Raw genomic sequence first — 19,486 nt, 5'->3', positions numbered from 1 at the left:
GGTCTGCATTTTGCCATACGCGAATCCGACGTTTTGCAGACGCAAATCAGACCGCCCAAATCCCCCTTTTCAGATGAACCGCCCTGTGCCACTGTTTGCCCGCAACCGGAAGGACACGCCATGCCCATCACCACCTGCATTTTCGATGCCTACGGAACCCTGTTCGATGTTTCAGCCGCCGCCCGCCAGGTCGCTGCTGAACCCGGTCGCGCGGATTTTGCCAAGGTCTGGCAAAAGCTGGCCAATGACTGGCGCCTGAAACAGTTGCAATACACATGGCTGCGCGCCGTGGCCGGTGCCCATACCAATTTCTGGGCCGTCACACAGGATGGTTTGGACTGGGCGCTCGAGGCCAACAACCTGCCCGATCCCGAGTTGCGCGAACGCCTGCTGGCGCTTTACTGGGAACTGTCCGCCTACGCGGAAGTCCCCGCGATGCTGGGGGCTTTGAAACAGGCGGGCATGAACACTGCTATCCTGTCGAACGGCTCGCCCGATATGCTGGACGGGGCGGTGAAATCGGCCGGTATTGGCGACCTGCTGGATGATGTTCTGTCGGTTGAATCCGTGGGTGTGTTCAAACCGCATGCCAGTGTTTACGCCCTTGTGAACGAACGGTTTTCCTGCATCCCGGACCAAGTGCTTTTCGTCTCATCAAACGGCTGGGACGCCGCCCATGCTACCGGTTTCGGCTTTCAAACCGCATGGGTCAACCGCGCGGGCGAACCGATGGACCGGCTGCCGTGGCAACCGGCCCATACCCTGCCCGATCTGACCACCATCCCGCAACTTGCCGGATCATTGAAATAATGGCAGCCAGAAAACCTCTGGCCGCCACAATCTTTGATCCTAACGAACCCACCCTTCTGTCAGCATCAGCTTTTGGGCCTCTTCTGTCAGCAAAAAGTCCAGAAATTGCTGCGCTTCCGGATCTGCATCAGGCGACAACGCCACATTAACATCCCGCCAAACAGTTCGTTCTGGCGCAATATCGACTTGCTCCAGTTCGCCTTTTGATGCCGGCCAGTTTGGCCAAGTGATCCAGGCATCCGCATCCATTGATTTAAACGCGCGATAACTTGCCCCTGACCCTTTGGCAAAAACGGCAATGTTCTTGCGAAATGCGGTCACATCACCAAGCCGTCCCAAACGTCCGGCAACATCTTCCCATGTGCCGGTTCCTGACGTGTTGTAAACACCCGCCCCTTCGGTCACGACGATCTTCATCCCCGGTTTCAAGAGATCGTCAAAGCCGGAAATATTCTTGGGATTACCCGCTTTGACAGCAATGATTGTCGGACGGATATAGATCGGCTCAACCTGATCCGACGAGAATGTTTTGTAGGTTTCCAGAAACGCCGTCATTGATTGCTCGGATGTTCCCCACAATATGTCTGCATCCGCTTGAGCCAAAGGCGACCATTTCTTTTCCGGTCCGGCAATGATTTCCACTTTCTGGCCTGTTTTTTGTTCCCATGCCGCCGCAACCTTGGCAAAAGCCGTATGAGGGCCACCGGCCCCGTATAGTTTGACAACCCCGTCTTTGGGCATGTGCTTGATCGCTGGGTCATATAGTGAACTGCTCTGGGCCATTGCGGCGGTTGACGTTGTCAGCAGTATAGCCAGCATAGGAAATGAAAAACGCATTGTTTTCTCCGTTTGATTGAGTTTTGCAGGTCCTCGGATCAAGGCACCCATTATACTCACACCCACGGATGCGGTTTTAATCTCTCCGCTTCAATCACACTCGCGTGTGTTTCACCTCACTTTGGTTCGGTTTGCGGGTTTTCCTCTACATTCCGGAAACTTCATGACATGCTTACGCAAAGAAACGGACAAGTAAATGTAACAGGAACGCTGAAATGAACATCGACATGATCGAAGCCGCCGCAAAACGGATTGACGGCAAAGCCCGCCGCACGCCGCTGCTGTCCTCGCCCTTTCTGGACGAAATCGCGGGGCGCCGCGTGCTGGTGAAACCGGAATGCCTGCAACACACCGGAAGCTTCAAATTCCGCGGCGCATGGTCGGCCCTGTCCGCGCTTGACCCCGACATCCGCGCCAAAGGCGTGATCGCCTTTTCCTCCGGCAACCACGCCCAAGGCGTCGCGTTGGCCGCACGCGAACACGGCACCACGGCGGTGATCGTCATGCCCTCGGACGCGCCCGAATTGAAGATAAATAACACCAAAGCATTGGGTGCCGAAGTCATCCTGTATGACCGCGCCACCGAGGACCGCGACGAGATCGGCGCGCGTCTTGCAGGGGAACGGGGATTAACATTGATCAAACCATTTGACGAACCCTTGGTGGTGGCTGGTCAGGGCACAACCGGCCTTGAAATCGCGCAACAGGCCGCTGAACTGGGCGTGACACAGGCCGAGGTTCTGGTGCCTTGCGGCGGGGGCGGCCTGACCTCGGGCATCGCGCTGGCGCTCGAGGCCAAAGCACCCGGGATGAAGGTGCATCCGGTCGAGCCGGAAGGCTTTGACGATGTGGCCCGTTCGCTGAAATCCGGCAAGATCGAACAGAACCCCGCGACCACCGGATCCATCTGCGACGCTATCATCACCCCGTCCCCCGGCGTTGTCCCTTTCCCCATCCTGCAACGCCTGTGCGGGGCGGGGTTGGTGGTGCCTGACGATGATTGCCTGCGCGCAATGGCCGAGGCTTTTACCCGATTGAAAATCGTGACCGAGCCGGGCGGGGCATCGGCACTGGCTGCCGCCCTGTTCCACGGCGAAACGCTGCAAAGTGACACGGTGATCGTTGTTGCCTCTGGCGGAAATGTCGATGCCGCGCTATTCTCGCAGGCTCTTGCAAAATACGGAAAGTAGCGAAAATGACCCGTTTCACCATTGCCAGTTTCAACGTCAAAAACCTGATCGGGGCAGATCAGGAATACTATAGGTTCATGCACTACACCCCCGAGGAATACGCATGGAAAGAAGACTGGATGGCCGATCAGGTGGTAAAACTGAACGCCGATATCGTTGGTTTTCAGGAAATCTTTGAAGAGGACGCCCTGAAGGCCGTGATCGCCGAGGCCGACCGGCGCGGCATTGCCACAAACGAGGTGACGATCCCCGACCGCAACAAGCGCTATGCCAAAAAGGCGATTTTCCGCAAACTGGCCTATAGCCCCTATACGGATGCCGCTATCGCCTTTGCCCCGAACGTGAATGATGGCGAACCCGGCCAGCGCCGCCCCGGCCTTGCGATCCTGTCGCGGTTCGGGTTTCGCGGCAAACCTGTGGTCATTCAACAACTGAAACCGGCTATGAAAATCCCGATGCAGGATCTTGGTGGCGGGGATGGCGGCTATTACACCGTTTCCCGCCTGTCCCGCCCGATCCAGAAGGTGCGCATACCGATTGGCAACCGTGTGATCACGGTTTTCAACTGCCACTTGAAATCCAAACTGGGAGAGTTCGTTACCCCGAAAGGCGCCGAATTTGCGCCCGAAGCCGACCTGACCCGTTATGACGCCGCCGGTCGGGCACTGGGATCATTGCGGGCCGGTCTGCGCCGCATGGCCGAGGCCTGGGTGCTGCGCCGCCTGATTATTGATGAATTGGAGGATGGCCATCCGGTGATGGTGCTGGGTGATTTAAACGACAACGAAAATGCGGTCAGCAGTGAAATTATTTCCGGCGAGATACCATTCAAGAACTACACCTGGATGCTGCGCCATGACGCGAAATCCCCCAATGACCGTTATACCGAAGAGGAAGACAAACAAATTCGCGGCGAAATCGAGCGCGTCCGCCTGCATTCCGCCGAAAAGCTGTTCGTGCGAAAATCCATGCGGGATGTGGTTTACACCTCGGCCTTTGGCGGCGTTTACGAAAGCATCGACCAGATATTGATGAGCCGCCATTTCCATCCGGACAACAACAACCGTATGGGCGAAATGGAGTATTTCAGCGTCTACAATGACCACATCACTGACGGCTCACACGACGAGGCCCCGTATAACAAACTGGCCTCGGACCACGGGCAGATCATGGCACATATGCAACTGTTTGACGTGGGGTAAGGTATACCTGACTAGGATCGCAGTTCGAAAAATGCTAGTTTATCCATAGCTTGGTTATCTAGCCTCGGTTGTGTGTCTCCTCCCAACACGCTTCCGGGGCTTTTTCTTGTTCTGCCTTTGGGCTGTTCTTTGCCTGTGTTGGTGTATTCTCGCCTCCTGCCTTGGCACCGAAGGTCCGTTCTGGCAAAATACACCAATTATCAACAATCCATAATACTCTACCAACTCCACAATAGCCTATCATCTGCAAACTATTGCTAGGGAAATCTATTGATATGGACAGCGTATACCTGAAGACCGGTGTTTTGATTTTGGTCGCCTTGTTGGGATATTCTGGCGCAACCATCGGTATGAAAATGGCCTCCAGCACTTGGAGTGGGAATGCGGTTCTATTCCTTCTCTCTGGTTTTCTTGCTGCAACTTTGCCGAAATCATCCTTATGCGGGAGATCAACCTTGGCGTGTTATATTTGGTCATTATCGCGGTCGAAACGCTGATCGTTCTGACCTATGCTTTCAGTATCGGCGAGGGCCTGACCTCGCGACAGATCGTCGGCGCCGGCTTTGTTCTGGTCGGGCTGGCGGTGGTTTCCATTGATGGGTAAGGCATCAATTTAATTGACATTGCAAACTACTTTCCCTGATACTGCCTGCGAACAGGGAGAAAACAAATGCGCACGCAAGTTGCCATTATCGGCGGCGGCCCTTCGGGGCTGTTGCTAAGTCAGCTATTGCACCGCAAGGGCATTGATACCGTGGTGCTGGAGCGCAAAACCCGCGATTATGTGCTGGGGCGTATCCGGGCGGGGGTGCTTGAGGTCGGTTTTGTCAATCTGATGCGCGAGGCGGGCGTTTCAGCGCGGATGGATGCCGAAAGTTTCACCCATGACGGCACCTGCATTGCCTACGGGAATGACCAGTTCCGCATTGATTTCAAGGCGCTGACCGGCACTTCGGTTGTGGTTTACGGCCAGACCGAACTTACCCGCGATCTGTATGACGCGCGGCAGGCGATGGGCGGGCAGATCATTTTCAACACCGAGAACGTGCAGATCCACGGGGCCGATACCGACGCGCCTTACATCACCTATGACGCCGGTCAGGGCGAAGCGCGGATAGACTGCGATTACATCGCGGGTTGCGACGGGTTTCACGGGGTCAGTCGCCCGACCATCCCCGACACGCTGCGCCGTGACTATGAAAAGGCTTACCCTTTTGGCTGGCTTGGGGTGCTGTCGGAAACCCCGCCGGCGCATCACGAATTGATTTACTCCAGCTCGGAGCGCGGCTTTGCCCTGTGTTCCATGCGGCACGCCAACCTGTCGCGTTATTACATTCAGGTGCCTTTGTCCGACGGGGTGGAAAAATGGAGTGATGCGGTGTTTTGGGACGAATTGAAACGCCGCCTGCCCGAAGACGTGGCCGAACGACTGATCACCGGCCCCGCGATCGAGAAATCCATCGCCCCGTTGCGCAGTTTTGTCACCGAACCGATGCGCTGGGGGCGTCTGTTTTTATGCGGGGATGCCGCCCATATCGTGCCGCCGACCGGGGCCAAGGGTCTGAATACGGCGGCCTCGGACATTCATTATTTGTATAACGCCCTGATTGCCGCCTATCATGACAAGGATATTGACGGGCTTGCACGCTATTCCGACCGCGCACTGGCCCGTATCTGGAAGGCCGAAAGGTTCAGCTGGTGGATGACAAACCTGCTGCACCGCTTCCCCGATCAAAGCGCGTTCGATCTGAAAATGCAGCGCGCGGATCAGGAATTTCTGGCGGAAAACGAGGCCGCACAAAAGGTGCTGGCGCAAAACTATGTGGGGTTGTCGTACTGATGCAGATGGTGGAATTGAACGGAATAACAGTGCATTACGCCGATCAGGGCGACCCGAACGGCGCACCTGTGGTGTTTTCCAATTCTCTGGGCACGGATTTCCGGCTATGGGACCGGTTGTTGCCGCATCTGCCCAAGGGCTTGCGCCTGATCCGCTATGATACGCGCGGCCACGGGCTGACCGGCGCACCCGACGGGGATTACTTCATGGGGGATCTGGTGACGGACGCGGCGGCGCTGCTGGACCATTTGGGGGTGAAAAACTGCATCTTTGTCGGCCTGTCGATCGGCGGCATGATCGCGCAGGGGCTGGCGGCGGAACGGCTGGATCTGGTGCGCGGTCTGGTGCTGTCCAACACAGCCGCCAAAATCGGCACCCCCGCCATGTGGCAGGACCGGATCGAGGCCGTGCGCAAGGGCGGGATTGCAGCACTGGAAGCCGCCATTCTGGAACGCTGGCTGTCGCCGCGCTGGCGGCAGGAAAACCCGGTGGAACTGGCGGGCTGGCGGCATATGCTGTGCCGCACGCCGGTGGCCGGCTATCTGGGCTGTTCCGCCGCGATTGCACAAACCGATCTGTTCGACAGCACCGCACGGCTGACCCTGCCGACACTGGCGATTGCGGGGTCCGAAGATGGCTCGACCCCGCCCGATCTGGTGCGCGAAACCGCCGATCTGGTGAAAGGGTCAAAGTTTCATCTGATCCGTGGTGCCGGCCATTTGCCCTGTGTCGAACAACCCGAAGAATACGCCGCCGTCCTGACCACTTTTCTTGAGGAGCAAGGCCATGTCTGAACGCTATGACAAAGGCATGGAAGTGCGCCGCGCTGTGCTGGGCAATGACCATGTGGACCGCGCCGAACTGGCCAAAACACCCTTTGATGCGCCTTTTCAGGAAATGATCACCGAAACCGCATGGGGCACCCTTTGGGCCTCTGACACCATCAGCAAACGCGACCGATCCCTGATCACGCTCGCACTTCTGGCCGCCGGTGGCCACTGGGACGAAGTCGCCATGCACATCCGCGCCACCGCCAATACGGGCGCCACGCCTGCGGAAGTGCGTGAAGCCTTCATGCACGTCGCCATCTACGCCGGAGTGCCCGCCGCCAACCACGCCCTGAAAATCGCCAAGGCCACCTATGCCGAAATGGGAGTCGAGATATGAAACCCGCCGAATACTACATGCGCGACCGCCTGCACCACCCGCCTGCGAAATCGGAAAATTACAAGACATCCATCACCCGCTCGCCGCAATACGCGCTGTTGTCACTGGAACAATCCCTGTCGGAAATCACCGGCCCCGTGTTCAGCCACAATGACATTGACCCGTTGGATAACGACCTGCTGAAAAATTATGGCCACGGCGGCGATCCGGTTGGCGAACGCATCATCGTGCATGGCCGTGTGCTGGATGAAAACGACCGCCCTGTGCCCAATACCTTGGTGGAAATCTGGCAGGCCAATGCCGGTGGGCGGTACCGGCACAAAAAGGACACCTACCTTGCCCCGATCGACCCCAATTTCGGCGGCTGCGGGCGTACCATGACAGATGCCGACGGCTACTACTATTTCCGCACCGTGAAACCGGGCGCCTATCCGTGGCGCAACTGGGTCAACAACTGGCGGCCCGCGCATATCCATTTCTCGATCTTCGGCGCGGGTTTTGCCCAACGGCTGATCACCCAGCTATATTTCGAGGGCGATCCGCTAATCGCCGAATGCCCGATCATGCAGACCGTACCGGATGCCGAGGCGATTGAGCAACTGGTCGCCAAACTCGACATGAACGCCAGCGTACCGCTGGACAGCATCGCCTATCGCTTCGACATCGTGCTGCGCGGGCGGCGCTCGACATTGTTTGAAAACCGGCTGGAGGGCAACTGATGGACTATTTGAAAGAGACCCCGTCACAAACTGCCGGCCCCTATGTCCACATCGGCCTTGCCCCGCGTGCTGCCGGTTTTGACATATTCAAACAGGAATTGGGCTGGGACATCGCCGGACCCAACGCCAAAGGCGAACGCATCCGCGTCGAGGGCTGCGTTTATGACGGCACCGGCGCGCCCATAAAGGATGTGCTGATCGAGGCATGGCAGGCCAACGCGGATGGCCATTACGCCCACCCCGAGGACGGGCGCGGTGTTGAAGCGGGCTTTCGCGGCTGGGGGCGGGTGATCACCGATTTCGACACCGGTTTCTGGGGCTTTGACACCATCAAACCCGGCGCCACACCGGGGCGAAACGGCACCACACAAGCCCCGCATATCAACCTGTGGATCGTCGCACGCGGCATCAATCTGGGCCTGAATACGCGGATGTATTTTGACGATTGCGATAACAGCACCGACCCCGTGCTGAACCTGATTGAACAGACCCACCGCCGCCAGACCCTAATTGCCACCCGCAGTGAAGGCGACAAAGGCGTGACATACCGTTTCGATATCCGCATACAGGGGCCGGATGAAACAGTGTTTCTGGATATTTAAGCGATGACGAACCCCTGCATCATTTGCGTGGCGATCACCGGATCGGTGGCGCAGAAATCCGACAATCCGGCGGTGCCCGTGACCGTTACCGAACAGGTCGAAAGCACGCATGCAGCTTATCAGGCCGGTGCCTCCATCGCTCATTGCCATGTGCGCAATGACGACGGCTCGCCCAGCTCGGACCCCGTGCGTTTCGCCCTGCTGATGGAGGGCATCCGCAAACATTGCCCCGATATGATCGTGCAATTTTCCACCGGTGGCCGTTCGGGTGCGGGGCAGGAGCGCGGCGGCATGCTGCCTCTGCGCCCCGATATGGCCTCGCTCACGGTCGGCTCCAACAACTTCCCCACCCGCGTTTACGAAAACCCGCCTGATCTGGTCGATTGGCTGGCGGGCAGGATGCTGGAATACGGTATCAAACCCGAGATCGAGGCTTTCGATCTGAGCCACATCTTTCAGGCCGCGGCGATGGCGCAGGACGGGCGGTTGAAACAGCCGCTCTATGTGCAATTCGTAATGGGGGTGAAAAACGCCATGCCGGTGGACAAGGATGTGTTCGATTTCTACATCCAAACGCTAAAACGCCTTGCCCCGGACGCGCAGTGGTGTGGCGCCGGTGTGGGCGCGGGACAGATCAGGATCAACGAATGGTCCATCGCCGCCGGTGGTCACACCCGCACGGGGCTTGAGGACAACATCCGGCTGGACCGCTACACATTGGCCTCCTCAAACGCCGCATTGGTCGCCCGCGCTGCTGATCTTTGCGCCAAATATGACCGCCCCGTCGCCACGCCAAAACAGGCGCGCACCATTCTTGGTCTGGAGGAATAGATGGCTGTTACCCCCTTTGACAGCGCCATGATGCGCGGGTTGTTTGGCGATGATGACATCGCCCGCCTGTTTTCCGACAGCGCCGAGGTGCGGGCGATGCTGCTGGTCGAAGGGGCATTGGCACAAGCACAGGGGGAACTGGGGGTAATCCCTGCGGAATCCGCCGCATTTATCAAACGCGCGGTAATGGAAGTGCAGATCGACCCCGCCGGATTATCCGCCGAAACGGGCGTGAATGCGGTGGTGGTTCCGGCACTGGTCAAGGCCTTTCACGCCGCCACGGACGCACCGGAACACGCGCAGTATTTCCACTGGGGCGCGACCTCGCAAGACATCATGGACACCGCTTTGGTGCTGCGGTTGAAACAGGTTCTGGCGCTGTTCGAGGGGCGCTTGCAGGCGATCATCAAAACCCTCGGCGCGCTGGCCCAAGCCCATGCCGATCTGCCGATGGCGGGGCGCACCTATGGGCAAATCGCTTCGCCCACCACATTCGGCGCCACGGTGACCACATGGGGGATGCCGCTGATTGACCATCTGCAACGTCTGACCGAACTGCGCCCGCGTCTGCTGCGGATCAGCCTGTTTGGGGCGGCAGGCACAGCCTCGCAACTGGAAAACGCCCCCGTATTGCGCCGCAAAATGGCCGGGGCACTGGGGCTGGAGGCCACCGATACCGCCTGGCACAGCACCCGCGACAGTATCGCCGAATATGCCGGATGGCTGGCGCTGGTGACAGGCAGCCTTGGCAAGATGGGCGGGGATTTGTTGTTGCTGACCCAGTCCGGCATTGCCGAGGTTTCGCTGGGCAGCGGTGGCGCGTCCTCGACCATGCCGCAGAAATCCAATCCGGTTCTGCCCTCGTTACTGGTGGCGCTGGCGCGGCAGGCCACGGCGCTAAACAGCGCTATTCAGGGTGCGCAAATCCACCGCCAGCAACGCGACGGGGCGGCGTGGTTTGTTGAATGGATGAACCTTGGGCAAATCACCATGGCGACCGGCCGCGCCCTGACGGCGGCGGGTGAGCTGACCGGCAATATCACACCCGACCCCGACCGGATGCTGGCCCATATCAACGACGGGTTGGGCCTGATCCATGCCGAGGCCCTGAGCTTCGAGCTGGCCAAATTCATGCCCCGCCCGCAAGCCCAAACCGAGGTCAAAGCCCTGTGCCAGCAGGCTAAAACCAACACAATCCCCCTGCCCGAACTGGCCCATGCCAAATGGCCCGACATCCCCGCCAGCCTGTTCACGCCAGTTACCCAACTGGGCGAAGCCCCCGCACAGGCCCGCGCTTTTGCCGAAGCTGCAAAAACTTATTGAACTGTTTAGTTCAGTTTGATAGCCATCAGGAACGCGCACCAAACCGGACCTGACAATGAAAACCCGCCTGCCCATTCTTTTCATCATGATCACGCTAGTGATCGACTCCATGGGTATTGGCCTGATCATGCCGGTGATGCCGGATCTGATCCGGCAGTTGCGCCATACCGATCTGGCCTCGGCGGCGATGTGGGGCGGGGTGTTGGCGACCAGCTTTGCTGTGATGCAGTTCCTGTTTTCGCCCACCATCGGCAACCTGTCCGACCGGTTTGGCCGGCGCCGTGTGTTGCTGGTATCGCTGTTCTTCATGTCGCTGGATTATCTGGTGATGGCCGTTGCCGGCAGCATCTGGATACTGCTGGCCGGGCGTATTGTGGCAGGGATCACCGCCGCCACCCAGTCCACCGGCACCGCGTTTATGGCCGATATTTCCACCGCCAAGGACAAGGCCAAAAACTTCGGCCTGGTCAGTGCCGCCTTTGGCATCGGCTTTGTCATCGGTCCGTTGATCGGCGGGGTTTTGTCCATCTTTGGCCCCCGCGCGCCGTTCTATGCCGCCGCCGCACTGGCCGCCGCCAATTTCACTTTCGGCTATTTCGTGATGCCCGAAACTGTAACCGATACCATCCGACGCCCGTTTGAATGGCGCCGCGCCAACCCGTTGGGGGCGTTCAAACACATCGCCCGCCTGCCGAGGTTAAAACCGCTGTTAACCGTGCATCTGCTCTACTCCATCGCCTTTTTTGTTTACCCCGCCGTCTGGGCCTATTTCACCCGCGAACGGTTCGGCTGGGACGGGTTGATGGTGGGTTATTCGCTGGCAATCTTTGGCATCTCGCTGGCGGTGGTGCAGGGATTCCTGATCCGTCATATCATCGCCCGTCTGGGGGAAAAGCGCACGCTGTTGTTCGGGCTGGTCGTCAACATGCTGTCCTTTCTGATGATCGGGCTGATCCCCTATGGCTGGCTGGTGATGATGCTGGCCCCGCTGAATGCTTTGGGCTCGGTTTCCGGCCCCGCATTGATGGCGATCATGTCGCACACCGCCGAGGACAACCAACAGGGCGAATTGCAAGGGTTGCTGGGCAGTATCGGCTCGATCGGCACCATCGTATCGCCGATCCTGATGACCCAGACCTTCAGCTATTTCATATCGGTGCGTGCGCCGTTTTACATGCCCGGTGCGCCGTTTTTCCTGTCGACCGGCATGATTGCGGTTTGCATCGGCATCTATTTTGCGGCCTCGCAACGGAAAACTCTGGAACAGCCCTTGCCATAGGGGAAAATATGCGCTCCCCTCGCCCCAAATCCCGAGGAGACCCCAATGACCAATATCCGCGCCGCCGTTGCCCGTGAATTCGGCCAGCCGCTGACCATCGAAACCCTGAACCTGCGCGCCCCGAAATCAGGCGAAGTCGAAGTGACACTGGAAGCCTGCGCCATCTGCCATTCCGACATTTCCTTTATGGATGGTGGCTGGGGCGGGCATTTGCCTGCGGTTTACGGCCACGAAGCCGCCGGACGGATTACCGCCATTGGCCACGGGGTAAAGGGGGTGCAGGTGGGTGATGCTGTGCTTGTCACCTTGATCCGGTCCTGTGGCGAATGCATGCCCTGTGCAACCGGCAAGCCGGTGATCTGCAACAGCCAGCCCCGTATGGAAGGGCCGCTAACCACGCTTGACGGCGGGCCGGTGGCGCAGGGGCTGGAATGCGGGGCCTTTGCCGAAAAGGTGGTGGTCGATACCAGCCAAATCGCCCCGATTCCTGACGATATGCCGATGGATGCGGCCTGTCTGCTGTCCTGCGGGGTGATCACCGGCGTTGGCGCGGTGGTGAATACGGCGGGCCTGCGGGCAGGACAAACGGCGGTTGTGATCGGGGCCGGCGGCGTGGGTCTGAATGCCATTCAGGGCGCACGAATTGCCGGTGCGGCCAAGATCATCGCCATAGATATGCTTGAGGAAAAGCTGGACGTGGCGATGGAATTCGGCGCCACCCACGGCATTCTGGCCAGTGATCCCAAACCATGGGGCAAAGTGCGCAAGCTAACCGGCGGCAAGATGGCCGATGCGGTGTTTGTCACCGTTGGCGCCACTGCCGTTTACGACACCGCCGCGCGCTATCTGGCGATGGGAGGCAAGCTGGTGATGGTCGGCATGCCCCATTCCGGCGACAAGGCGTCTTATGAACCTGTGATCACCGCCGCCACCGGCCAGCAAATGCTGGGCTGCAAGATGGGCGATGTGGTGTTGAAACGCGATATTCCGTGGATGATGGACCTGTACCAGCAGGGTCGGCTAAAGCTGGATGAACTGGTTTCAGGCCGCTTTACACTAGATCAGATCAACGATGCGATCAAAGACACCCGCACGGGGGCCGCACGGCGCAATGTTGTGTTGTTTAAATAGACCGCAAACAGCAAAATCCTGCCATTCCGTGCGATATTCTCGCTTTTTCGGAATTGCCATGCTAATATGCGAATATGAACAGGATTTATTTTAGACAGGGGTAGGAATTTTGCCTTCTACAGCAAACGCATTAAACGATGATCACGAAATGCCGGTGAACCCGGACGATATGATCAGCCAATCCGAGGCCGCCGCCAGTTTTCTAAAGGCGCTGTCCCATGAAGGGCGCCTGATGATCCTGTGCCACCTGTCCTCGGGCGAAAAATCTGTGACCCAGCTGGAACAGCTATTATCAACCCGTCAGGCTGCGGTCAGCCAGCAATTGGCCCGATTGCGTCTGGAAGGGCTTGTGTCCTGCCGCCGTGACGGGAAAATCATGTATTACGCGCTGGCCGATAACAAAGCGCGCCAGATGATCGATCTGGTTTACAACCTGTTTTGCAGCTTTGACAAAGACGCGACAAAAACCTGAAAAGTTGCGGCAGTTACCCGCCGCAACCGCTTTTGTTAAAATAGCCACTTAACCGAACATGTCCGAAGTGATGCCGTCATACCAGCCGACGCTTTCCTCGTAGGTTGCCTTGCGCAGGGCCGCATCTTCGCCGGTCTTGCTGATAAAACCATCCGTCTTGGCGATCTTTTCATCCGTGGCCTCGTAGGAGGCCCCCACCTTGATGCCGTCATCGGTATCAATCAGCGACCAACAGGTGTTGGTAAATTTGGCCGGAAACACCTTTGATCCGGTCAGCGCGCCGCGAATGGCATTGGCCGCCACCTTGGCCTGACTATTGGCGGCAAAACCGGATTTCGGCATATCGCCCTGCATGCTGGAATCACCCAGAATATGGATATTATCATCCATTTTCGAACGCATATCGGCGGCATGAACAGGGGCCCAACCCTTGTCATTGGTGACACCGGCAACCTCGGCAATGCGACCGGCCTTCATCGCCGGGATCACGTTGCAGACATCCACCTTTGTCACTTCGCCATCGATCACCACTTCCATGGTATCGGGGCGCACCTCTACCATATCGCCACCAAAATCAGGGCCGACCCATTCGATCATGCCGTCATAGTGGGTTGACCAACCATCCTGAAACAGCCCCTGCTTTGAAAACTTCGGCTTGGGATCAAGGATCAGGATCTTGCCGGTCGGATTGTTCACCTTCAGATGATGGGCCACCATCGACACCCTTTCATAGGGTCCGGGTGGGCAGCGGTAGGGGTTGGGCGGGGCCACCATTGCAAAGGTGCCGCCCTGCGGCATTGCCTCAAGCTGTGCCTTCAGCAACTGGGTCTGCGATCCGGCCTTGTAAGCATGGGGCATTTTCTGTTGCGCCGTCACATCCCAGCCCGGCACAGCCCCATCTCGGAAATCAATACCCGGGCTGAGCACCAGACGGTCATAGGGCAGCACCGCCCCACCGGCCAGCGTGACCGTCTTTGCGTCCTTGTCCACCCCGACAGCCCAGTCATGCACCACATTGATCCCGTATTCCGAAGCCAGTTTGCCATAGGTATGCGCCAGCGAGGAAAACTCGCGGAAACCACCCAGATACAGATTCGAGAAAAAGCAGGTGTAATAGGTGCGGGTGGGTTCCACCAGCGTGACGTCAATCGCACCCTTGCTGTCCTTGGCCAGATAACGGGCCACGGTAGCACCACCGGCACCGCCGCCGATCACCACAACTTTGGGTATGCCGTGTGCGGCTCCCATCACCATTGGGGCCGACAGTGTCGCCGAAGCGGCAGCTGCCGAACCGATAAATATACGTCTGTTAAGTTTCATTGTTTCTTCCTCTCTGGTTGATATTGCTCTTGGTTGGTGGGCCCCGGTTATTCTCCGAGGTTCCCGAAATAAGCGGCCAGGGCCGCAATCTCGTCGTTGGACAGGCGACCGGCCATCATCTGCATCACCGGATGCACGCGTTTCTTTTCCTTGTAGGCATGCATGGCGATGACAAAATCCTCGGCCGGCCAATTGGTGATTGAGGGGATTCCCGTGTCATCCCCGTCGATCTGATGGCAACTCACACATTCGCTGGACAGGTATTCGCCGTATTCCGGATCACCGACAAGCGCCAGTATCTCGGGGTCGACTTCGTGATCGGTTCCCTCTGCTGTGGGGGATGCCTCGGGAATATCTGCCGGATCATCCGAATACTGGCGCAGGTAGGCCATGACATCGGCCCGGTCCTGCGCATCCTTCAGCCCGCGGAAATTCATCCGCGTACGACTGATTAGCGATTTCGGATTTTCCAGATAGATATCCAGCGTATCGTGATCCCAGAACAGGCCATCGGCCCCTGATCGGACCATATCCTTTGAATATCTGAAATCTTCGACTGAACCGGCCCGGCGCTGGAAAAGGCCGTTCAAATGCGGCCCGACCCGGTTTTTCGCCCCGTCGCCAACCTGATGGCAACTGCGGCATTTCTTGAAAATGATCTCGCCCCGTTCCGTGTCACCGGGGTGATTGGCGTATGCAGGGGGTGCAACAAAGGCCAAAGCGGTGACGACAAACAGGGCATATAATATCCTTGTTCGCTTCTCCTTAGGGGCCTTGTGCTTGAAGATAAGCGATAAGCGCATTTCGATCAAAATCCTCCTCTATTCCTGTGAATGTCATTGTTGTGCCGGGGATGAACCCCTGAGGGTCTTTCAGAAAGGCGTCCAAGGCGTCGAAATCCCAGACCAGTTCTTTGTCAGCCATCATCGCAAACGCATCCGAATAACCGAACCCGTCATTCGAACCGGCAGGCATGTCAAAAATGCCATTGAGCACCGGACCAACCCCGTTTTGAGCCCCCTCACCGATCTGGTGGCAGGCGCGGCATTGGCCAAACAGGGCTTCGCCGATAGCCAAATGGTCCTGTTCGGTTCCGCCCCCGTTCATCTCGGCCGGGATAAATGCTGTTTCCACCCGCGCAATGATCTGCACATCATCCTTGCAGTTCTTCATACAGGCAGGTCGGGTGAACAGCGGGTGTTCGGTCTGAATACGGTCATCCATATAGAACCCGCCTTCATTGGGCAGGCGTATGCTGGTGAAATTCTCGCGGCTCAGCACGAAATCGTCATCCACCAGATCGTTGGAATACAGGATATAGGCGATGATAGCATATATTTCGTCATCGCTGGCAGGCTCGCCATAGCCCACGGTCATGGCCCGATTGATGAAATCGTAAGCCGTTGAAAGATAAGGCCAGAACGAGCCGACCGTGCGCGTGGGGCGTTCATCCTGCAAGGTATCCAACCCGCCCCCCAGCGCAGGCCAGCGCCCCGCGCCTTCGGCAAAATCCCCGTGACAGGCGGCGCATTTCTCGACAAACACCTCCTCGCCCATGGCCACACTACCGCTGCCCGCTGGCAGACCGGTGCCATCAGGGCGCACATCGATGTCCCATGCGGCAATCTCGTCCGGTTCGGCCACGCGGCCAAGGCCCAGTGGCTCGGCCACAGCGGCAATCGCCATCAACATCCAGGCAAGGATCAGGCTAGGAAACTTCGACATTTTCCACCCTCCCGTCGCTTTGCAGATGCCATGTCTGGATGCCGTTGTTATGGTAATTGGAATTCACCCCGCGCAATTTGCGCAGCGCCTCTTTGGTGGGCTGCACATAGCCGGTGCTGTCATGGGCGCGACTTTGCAACAGCAGGGGGCGCCCGTCCCAGTCGAATTCATAATAAAACCGGTGCAGGCTCTTGTCGAAGCTCGGCCCCGACAGCCGCGCCTTGACCCAGTTGATACCGCCATCCAGCGTGATGTCCACTTGAGGGATCGTTCCGCGCCCCGACCACGCCAGACCGGATACCACCAGCGGCCCCTTGCCATGCAGCACCGGTGCTTGCGGGCTGGGGCTGGTGATCACCGATTTGGCATCCATTTCCCAAGTGAACCGGCGCGTGCGCCCGTCTGCCATCAGGTCGGAATATTTGCTGGTTTCCTCGCGGTGGTGCCACGGTTTGTCGCCCACCTCGATCCGGCGCAGCCATTTCACCCACATGTTGCCTTCCCAGCCCGGCACCACCAGCCGCACGGGGTAGCCCTGTTCAGGGCGCAAGGCCTCGCCGTTCATATTGAAGGCCACCAGACAATCGTCCAGCGCCTTTTCCAGCGGGATCGAGCGGCTCATCGCGGCGGCGTCCGACCCTTCGGCCAACAGCCATTTACCGGCGGTTTTCACACCGGCCTCCTCCAGCAGGGAACGCAGCGGCACGCCGGTATATTCGACGTTGTGGATCATGCCGTGGGTGAATTGCACCCCGTCCATCTGCACGCCGCGCCATTCCATGCCGGAATTGGCAGCGCATTCCAGAAAATAGGTGCGGTTTTCGCGCGGGAAACGTTGCAAATCCTGCAAGGTGAACACCAAAGGGCGCTCGACCAGGCCGTTGATCATCAGCCGGTATTTTGCCGGATCAACCTGTGCGGCCCCTGCGTGCGAACGCTGGAAACACAGCCCGTTCGGGGTGATGATGCCGTCCAGTTCATGCAGGGGGGTAAAATTGATCGCGGTATAGGCATCGGGGGTTAGCCATTCAACGCGCCCGCGGATCACATCGGCTTCGAACGGTGACGGCATCCCGTAAAGCGCGTCATCAATCGGGTCACCCAGATTGCGCCGCCAGGGTTGCATTTCGGTGATTGCCGGATCACCGGCGCGGGCGGGGCCAGCCGTCAGCATAGCCCCGCCAGCCGCCGCGCCTGCGGTTAGAAACGCGCGGCGGCTGGAGGGTTTATCCGGTGTGTCAGGCACCTGTCACCATAACCGATTTATTCGGGTCAACATGCACGGTGCCGTTGCGCTTGATATAGTTTTCAACCACATCCCAGATCGCCGGCCCTTCGGTGCCTTCACGCACCGATGCCCAACCGGCCACCACATAGTTTTTCGCCGGATCAATCGCTTCGCCGGTTTTCAGCAAGGTCATATTCGACAGGCGTTCACCCTGCTTCTTGCTGACGTCGATATGGTAGCCCATGCCGCCAACACGCACCATGTCACCGCCCTGCTGGTAATAGGGGGCAGGGTTGAACAGGTTGTCGGCCACATCTTCCAGAATGATCTTGATCTGCTCGCCGGACATTTCCGAACGGTAGGAATTCGGATAGGTCATCGAAGTGGCGTTGAAAATATCCTCGCGGGTGATGTCCTGACCCGGCATCATGCTTGGACCCCAGCGGAAACCGGGGCTAAGGGCGATGTCGGCCTCGCGTTCGTCAATCAGGGCGTTACAGATCAGATCGTCCCATGTGCCGTTGAAATTGCCGCGACGGTAAAGCAGGCTGTCGGTCTTTCCGATCACCTCTTCCAGCTCGGCCTTGAAGGGCGCGCGTTCGGCTTCGAGGGCGGCGGTCATTTCCGGCTCGGCCGCAATCACGTCCGAGAAAATCGGGATCAGTTTATGACGGAACCCCATCAGGCGGCCATCGCGCACATCCAGATCAAGGCGGGTGACGAATTTACCGTTCGAGCCTGACGCAATCAGCATGGTTTCCCCGACCAGCACAGGTTCGGGCAGTGCGTCATGGGTGTGGCCGGTCAGGATGATGTCGATGCCCTTGACCTTGGAGGCCATCTTGCGATCCACATCAAAACCGTTGTGCGACAGGCAAACCACCAGATCGGCACCGGCGGCGCGCACTTCGTTAACCATTTCCTGCATCCGTTCCTCGTGAATACCGAAGGAATACTCGGGGAACATCCAGCCGGGGTTGGCGATCGGCATATAGGGAAAGGCCTGCCCGATCACGGCGATCTTGGCGCCGCCGCGTTCAAAGAACTGGTAGTCGGCGAAATCTTCCGATGGTTCGTTCCATTCGTTGTCATAGATGTTCTGGCCCATCGCAGGGAAGGCCAGCCCGTCAACGATTTCGCGCACCCGATCCGACCCCAGCGTGAATTCCCAGTGGAACGTCATCGCATCGGGTTTCAGGCGATTGAACAGGTTCACAACGTCCTGCCCTTGGGTTTTCAGACAGGTATAAGAGCCATGCCACGTATCACCACCATCCAGCAGCAGCGCATCGGGGCGGTCGGCGCGGATGGCGTTGACCACGGTTGCGATCCGGTCAATCCCGCCCATGCGGCCATAGGTTTTCGCCAGCGAGGTGAAATCGACATAGGTCAGGGCATAGGCTTCGGGGGTGCCGGGCTTCATGTTGAACATTTTCAGGAAATCGGCGCCGGTGACATGTGGCGGCAGGCCGTTTACATCACCCAGACCCAGATTCACCTCGGGTTCACGGAAATAGATCGGCTTCATTTGCGCGTGGATGTCGGTGATGTGGATCAGGGTGACATTTCCGAAGGTATCGAAATTCAGCAGTTGATCCTGCGTCAGCGCCTGTTGTGCGGCCAGCCTGGCCCAATTCCCGACGCCCGATGCGCCGTAAATGGCCGAAGCCGCTACTGTTGCCTGCAAGAAGTCGCGACGCGAAATCATATTGTAGTCTCCCTTGGTTCACAGTCACACAGGGCCAAGGGCGAAATGCCCCCTGCCCCGCAAAATTCAATAAATGGACAAACAAATGCAATTGCGCCCCGC

The 19,486-nt window shown here is 58.3% G+C and carries 20 protein-coding genes; 14 read left to right on the top strand and 6 right to left on the bottom strand.

What is annotated here, in order from left to right:
• Nucleotides 1-120: 120 nt before the first annotated feature.
• Complete coding sequence (locus BAR1_RS03270) at nt 121-810, top strand: haloacid dehalogenase type II (RefSeq protein ID WP_118941693.1); 690 nt, start codon at nt 121-123, stop codon at nt 808-810.
• A gap of 39 nt (nt 811-849) precedes the next feature.
• On the opposite strand, the gene BAR1_RS03265 is transcribed toward BAR1_RS03270, so the two are convergent.
• Nucleotides 850-1,647, bottom strand: a complete 798-nt coding sequence (locus BAR1_RS03265; RefSeq protein WP_118941692.1) for an extracellular solute-binding protein — start codon at nt 1,645-1,647, stop codon at nt 850-852.
• A 215-nt stretch (nt 1,648-1,862) separates the two neighbouring features.
• Here BAR1_RS03265 and BAR1_RS03260 point away from each other — a divergent pair, with 215 nt between their 5' ends.
• The 13 genes from BAR1_RS03260 to BAR1_RS03200 all read left to right on the top strand — a co-directional run bounded on the left by BAR1_RS03260 (nt 1,863) and on the right by BAR1_RS03200 (nt 13,403).
• On the top strand, nt 1,863-2,837 hold the full coding sequence (locus BAR1_RS03260; protein ID WP_118941691.1) for a threonine ammonia-lyase: 975 nt from the start codon (nt 1,863-1,865) through the stop codon (nt 2,835-2,837).
• 5 nt (nt 2,838-2,842) lie between these two features.
• Nucleotides 2,843-4,039, top strand: a complete 1,197-nt coding sequence (locus BAR1_RS03255; RefSeq protein WP_118941690.1) for an endonuclease/exonuclease/phosphatase family protein — start codon at nt 2,843-2,845, stop codon at nt 4,037-4,039.
• 439 nt (nt 4,040-4,478) lie between these two features.
• A complete protein-coding gene (locus BAR1_RS18130; protein ID WP_228408708.1) occupies nt 4,479-4,643 on the top strand; it encodes a hypothetical protein in 165 nt (54 codons plus the stop codon).
• 66 nt (nt 4,644-4,709) lie between these two features.
• Nucleotides 4,710-5,879 (top strand): 4-hydroxybenzoate 3-monooxygenase, encoded by a 1,170-nt coding sequence (gene pobA / locus BAR1_RS03245; RefSeq protein ID WP_118941689.1) that lies wholly within the window; start codon nt 4,710-4,712, stop codon nt 5,877-5,879.
• Nucleotides 5,879-6,673 carry a 3-oxoadipate enol-lactonase gene (gene pcaD / locus BAR1_RS03240; protein WP_118941688.1) on the top strand — a complete coding sequence of 265 codons (795 nt, stop codon included), beginning with the start codon at nt 5,879-5,881 and terminating at the stop codon, nt 6,671-6,673. The genes pobA and pcaD overlap by 1 nt, the downstream gene beginning before the upstream one ends.
• Complete coding sequence (pcaC, locus tag BAR1_RS03235; RefSeq protein WP_118941687.1) at nt 6,666-7,046, top strand: 4-carboxymuconolactone decarboxylase; 381 nt, start codon at nt 6,666-6,668, stop codon at nt 7,044-7,046. Before pcaD ends, pcaC begins: the two co-directional genes overlap by 8 nt.
• On the top strand, nt 7,043-7,765 hold the full coding sequence (gene pcaH / locus BAR1_RS03230; protein WP_118941686.1) for a protocatechuate 3,4-dioxygenase subunit beta: 723 nt from the start codon (nt 7,043-7,045) through the stop codon (nt 7,763-7,765). Before pcaC ends, pcaH begins: the two co-directional genes overlap by 4 nt.
• Nucleotides 7,765-8,367, top strand: a complete 603-nt coding sequence (gene pcaG / locus BAR1_RS03225) for a protocatechuate 3,4-dioxygenase subunit alpha (RefSeq protein ID WP_118941685.1) — start codon at nt 7,765-7,767, stop codon at nt 8,365-8,367. The genes pcaH and pcaG overlap by 1 nt, the downstream gene beginning before the upstream one ends.
• Before the next feature lie 3 nt (nt 8,368-8,370).
• Nucleotides 8,371-9,198 (top strand): BKACE family enzyme, encoded by an 828-nt coding sequence (locus tag BAR1_RS03220; RefSeq protein ID WP_118941684.1) that lies wholly within the window; start codon nt 8,371-8,373, stop codon nt 9,196-9,198.
• Entirely contained in the window at nt 9,199-10,521 is a 1,323-nt protein-coding gene (locus BAR1_RS03215) for a class-II fumarase/aspartase family protein (RefSeq protein ID WP_118941683.1), read from the top strand.
• Nucleotides 10,522-10,576: 55 nt separating this feature from the next.
• On the top strand, nt 10,577-11,800 hold the full coding sequence (locus tag BAR1_RS03210; RefSeq protein WP_118941682.1) for a TCR/Tet family MFS transporter: 1,224 nt from the start codon (nt 10,577-10,579) through the stop codon (nt 11,798-11,800).
• 45 nt (nt 11,801-11,845) lie between these two features.
• On the top strand, nt 11,846-12,931 hold the full coding sequence (locus BAR1_RS03205; RefSeq protein ID WP_118941681.1) for a Zn-dependent alcohol dehydrogenase: 1,086 nt from the start codon (nt 11,846-11,848) through the stop codon (nt 12,929-12,931).
• 148 nt (nt 12,932-13,079) lie between these two features.
• Nucleotides 13,080-13,403: an ArsR/SmtB family transcription factor gene (locus tag BAR1_RS03200; RefSeq protein WP_118941680.1), complete on the top strand. Its 324-nt coding sequence runs from the start codon at nt 13,080-13,082 to the stop codon at nt 13,401-13,403.
• 48 nt (nt 13,404-13,451) lie between these two features.
• Here the strand turns inward: BAR1_RS03200 and BAR1_RS03195 are convergent, their stop codons facing one another.
• Genes BAR1_RS03195 through soxB form a run of 5 tightly spaced genes read right to left on the bottom strand, consistent with a single transcriptional unit; the run spans nt 13,452 to nt 19,384 of the window.
• Nucleotides 13,452-14,723 (bottom strand): NAD(P)/FAD-dependent oxidoreductase, encoded by a 1,272-nt coding sequence (locus BAR1_RS03195; protein WP_118941679.1) that lies wholly within the window; start codon nt 14,721-14,723, stop codon nt 13,452-13,454.
• A gap of 47 nt (nt 14,724-14,770) precedes the next feature.
• Nucleotides 14,771-15,526 carry a c-type cytochrome gene (locus BAR1_RS03190; RefSeq protein ID WP_118941678.1) on the bottom strand — a complete coding sequence of 252 codons (756 nt, stop codon included), beginning with the start codon at nt 15,524-15,526 and terminating at the stop codon, nt 14,771-14,773.
• The gene (locus BAR1_RS03185; RefSeq protein ID WP_118941677.1) at nt 15,489-16,448 is read right to left on the bottom strand and encodes a c-type cytochrome; all 960 of its coding nucleotides are present in this window, start codon (nt 16,446-16,448) and stop codon (nt 15,489-15,491) included. Before BAR1_RS03185 ends, BAR1_RS03190 begins: the two co-directional genes overlap by 38 nt.
• Nucleotides 16,432-17,694, bottom strand: a complete 1,263-nt coding sequence (gene soxC / locus BAR1_RS03180) for a sulfite dehydrogenase (protein WP_118941676.1) — start codon at nt 17,692-17,694, stop codon at nt 16,432-16,434. Before soxC ends, BAR1_RS03185 begins: the two co-directional genes overlap by 17 nt.
• Nucleotides 17,687-19,384 carry a thiosulfohydrolase SoxB gene (gene soxB, locus BAR1_RS03175; protein WP_118941675.1) on the bottom strand — a complete coding sequence of 566 codons (1,698 nt, stop codon included), beginning with the start codon at nt 19,382-19,384 and terminating at the stop codon, nt 17,687-17,689. Before soxB ends, soxC begins: the two co-directional genes overlap by 8 nt.
• Between the last annotated feature and the right edge of the window lie 102 nt (nt 19,385-19,486).

This window comes from Profundibacter amoris (assembly GCF_003544895.1).
Lineage (GTDB): Bacteria > Pseudomonadota > Alphaproteobacteria > Rhodobacterales > Rhodobacteraceae > Profundibacter > Profundibacter amoris.
Note: the sequence above shows the minus strand (reverse complement) of the source record. Positions and strands in the feature narration are given on the sequence as shown.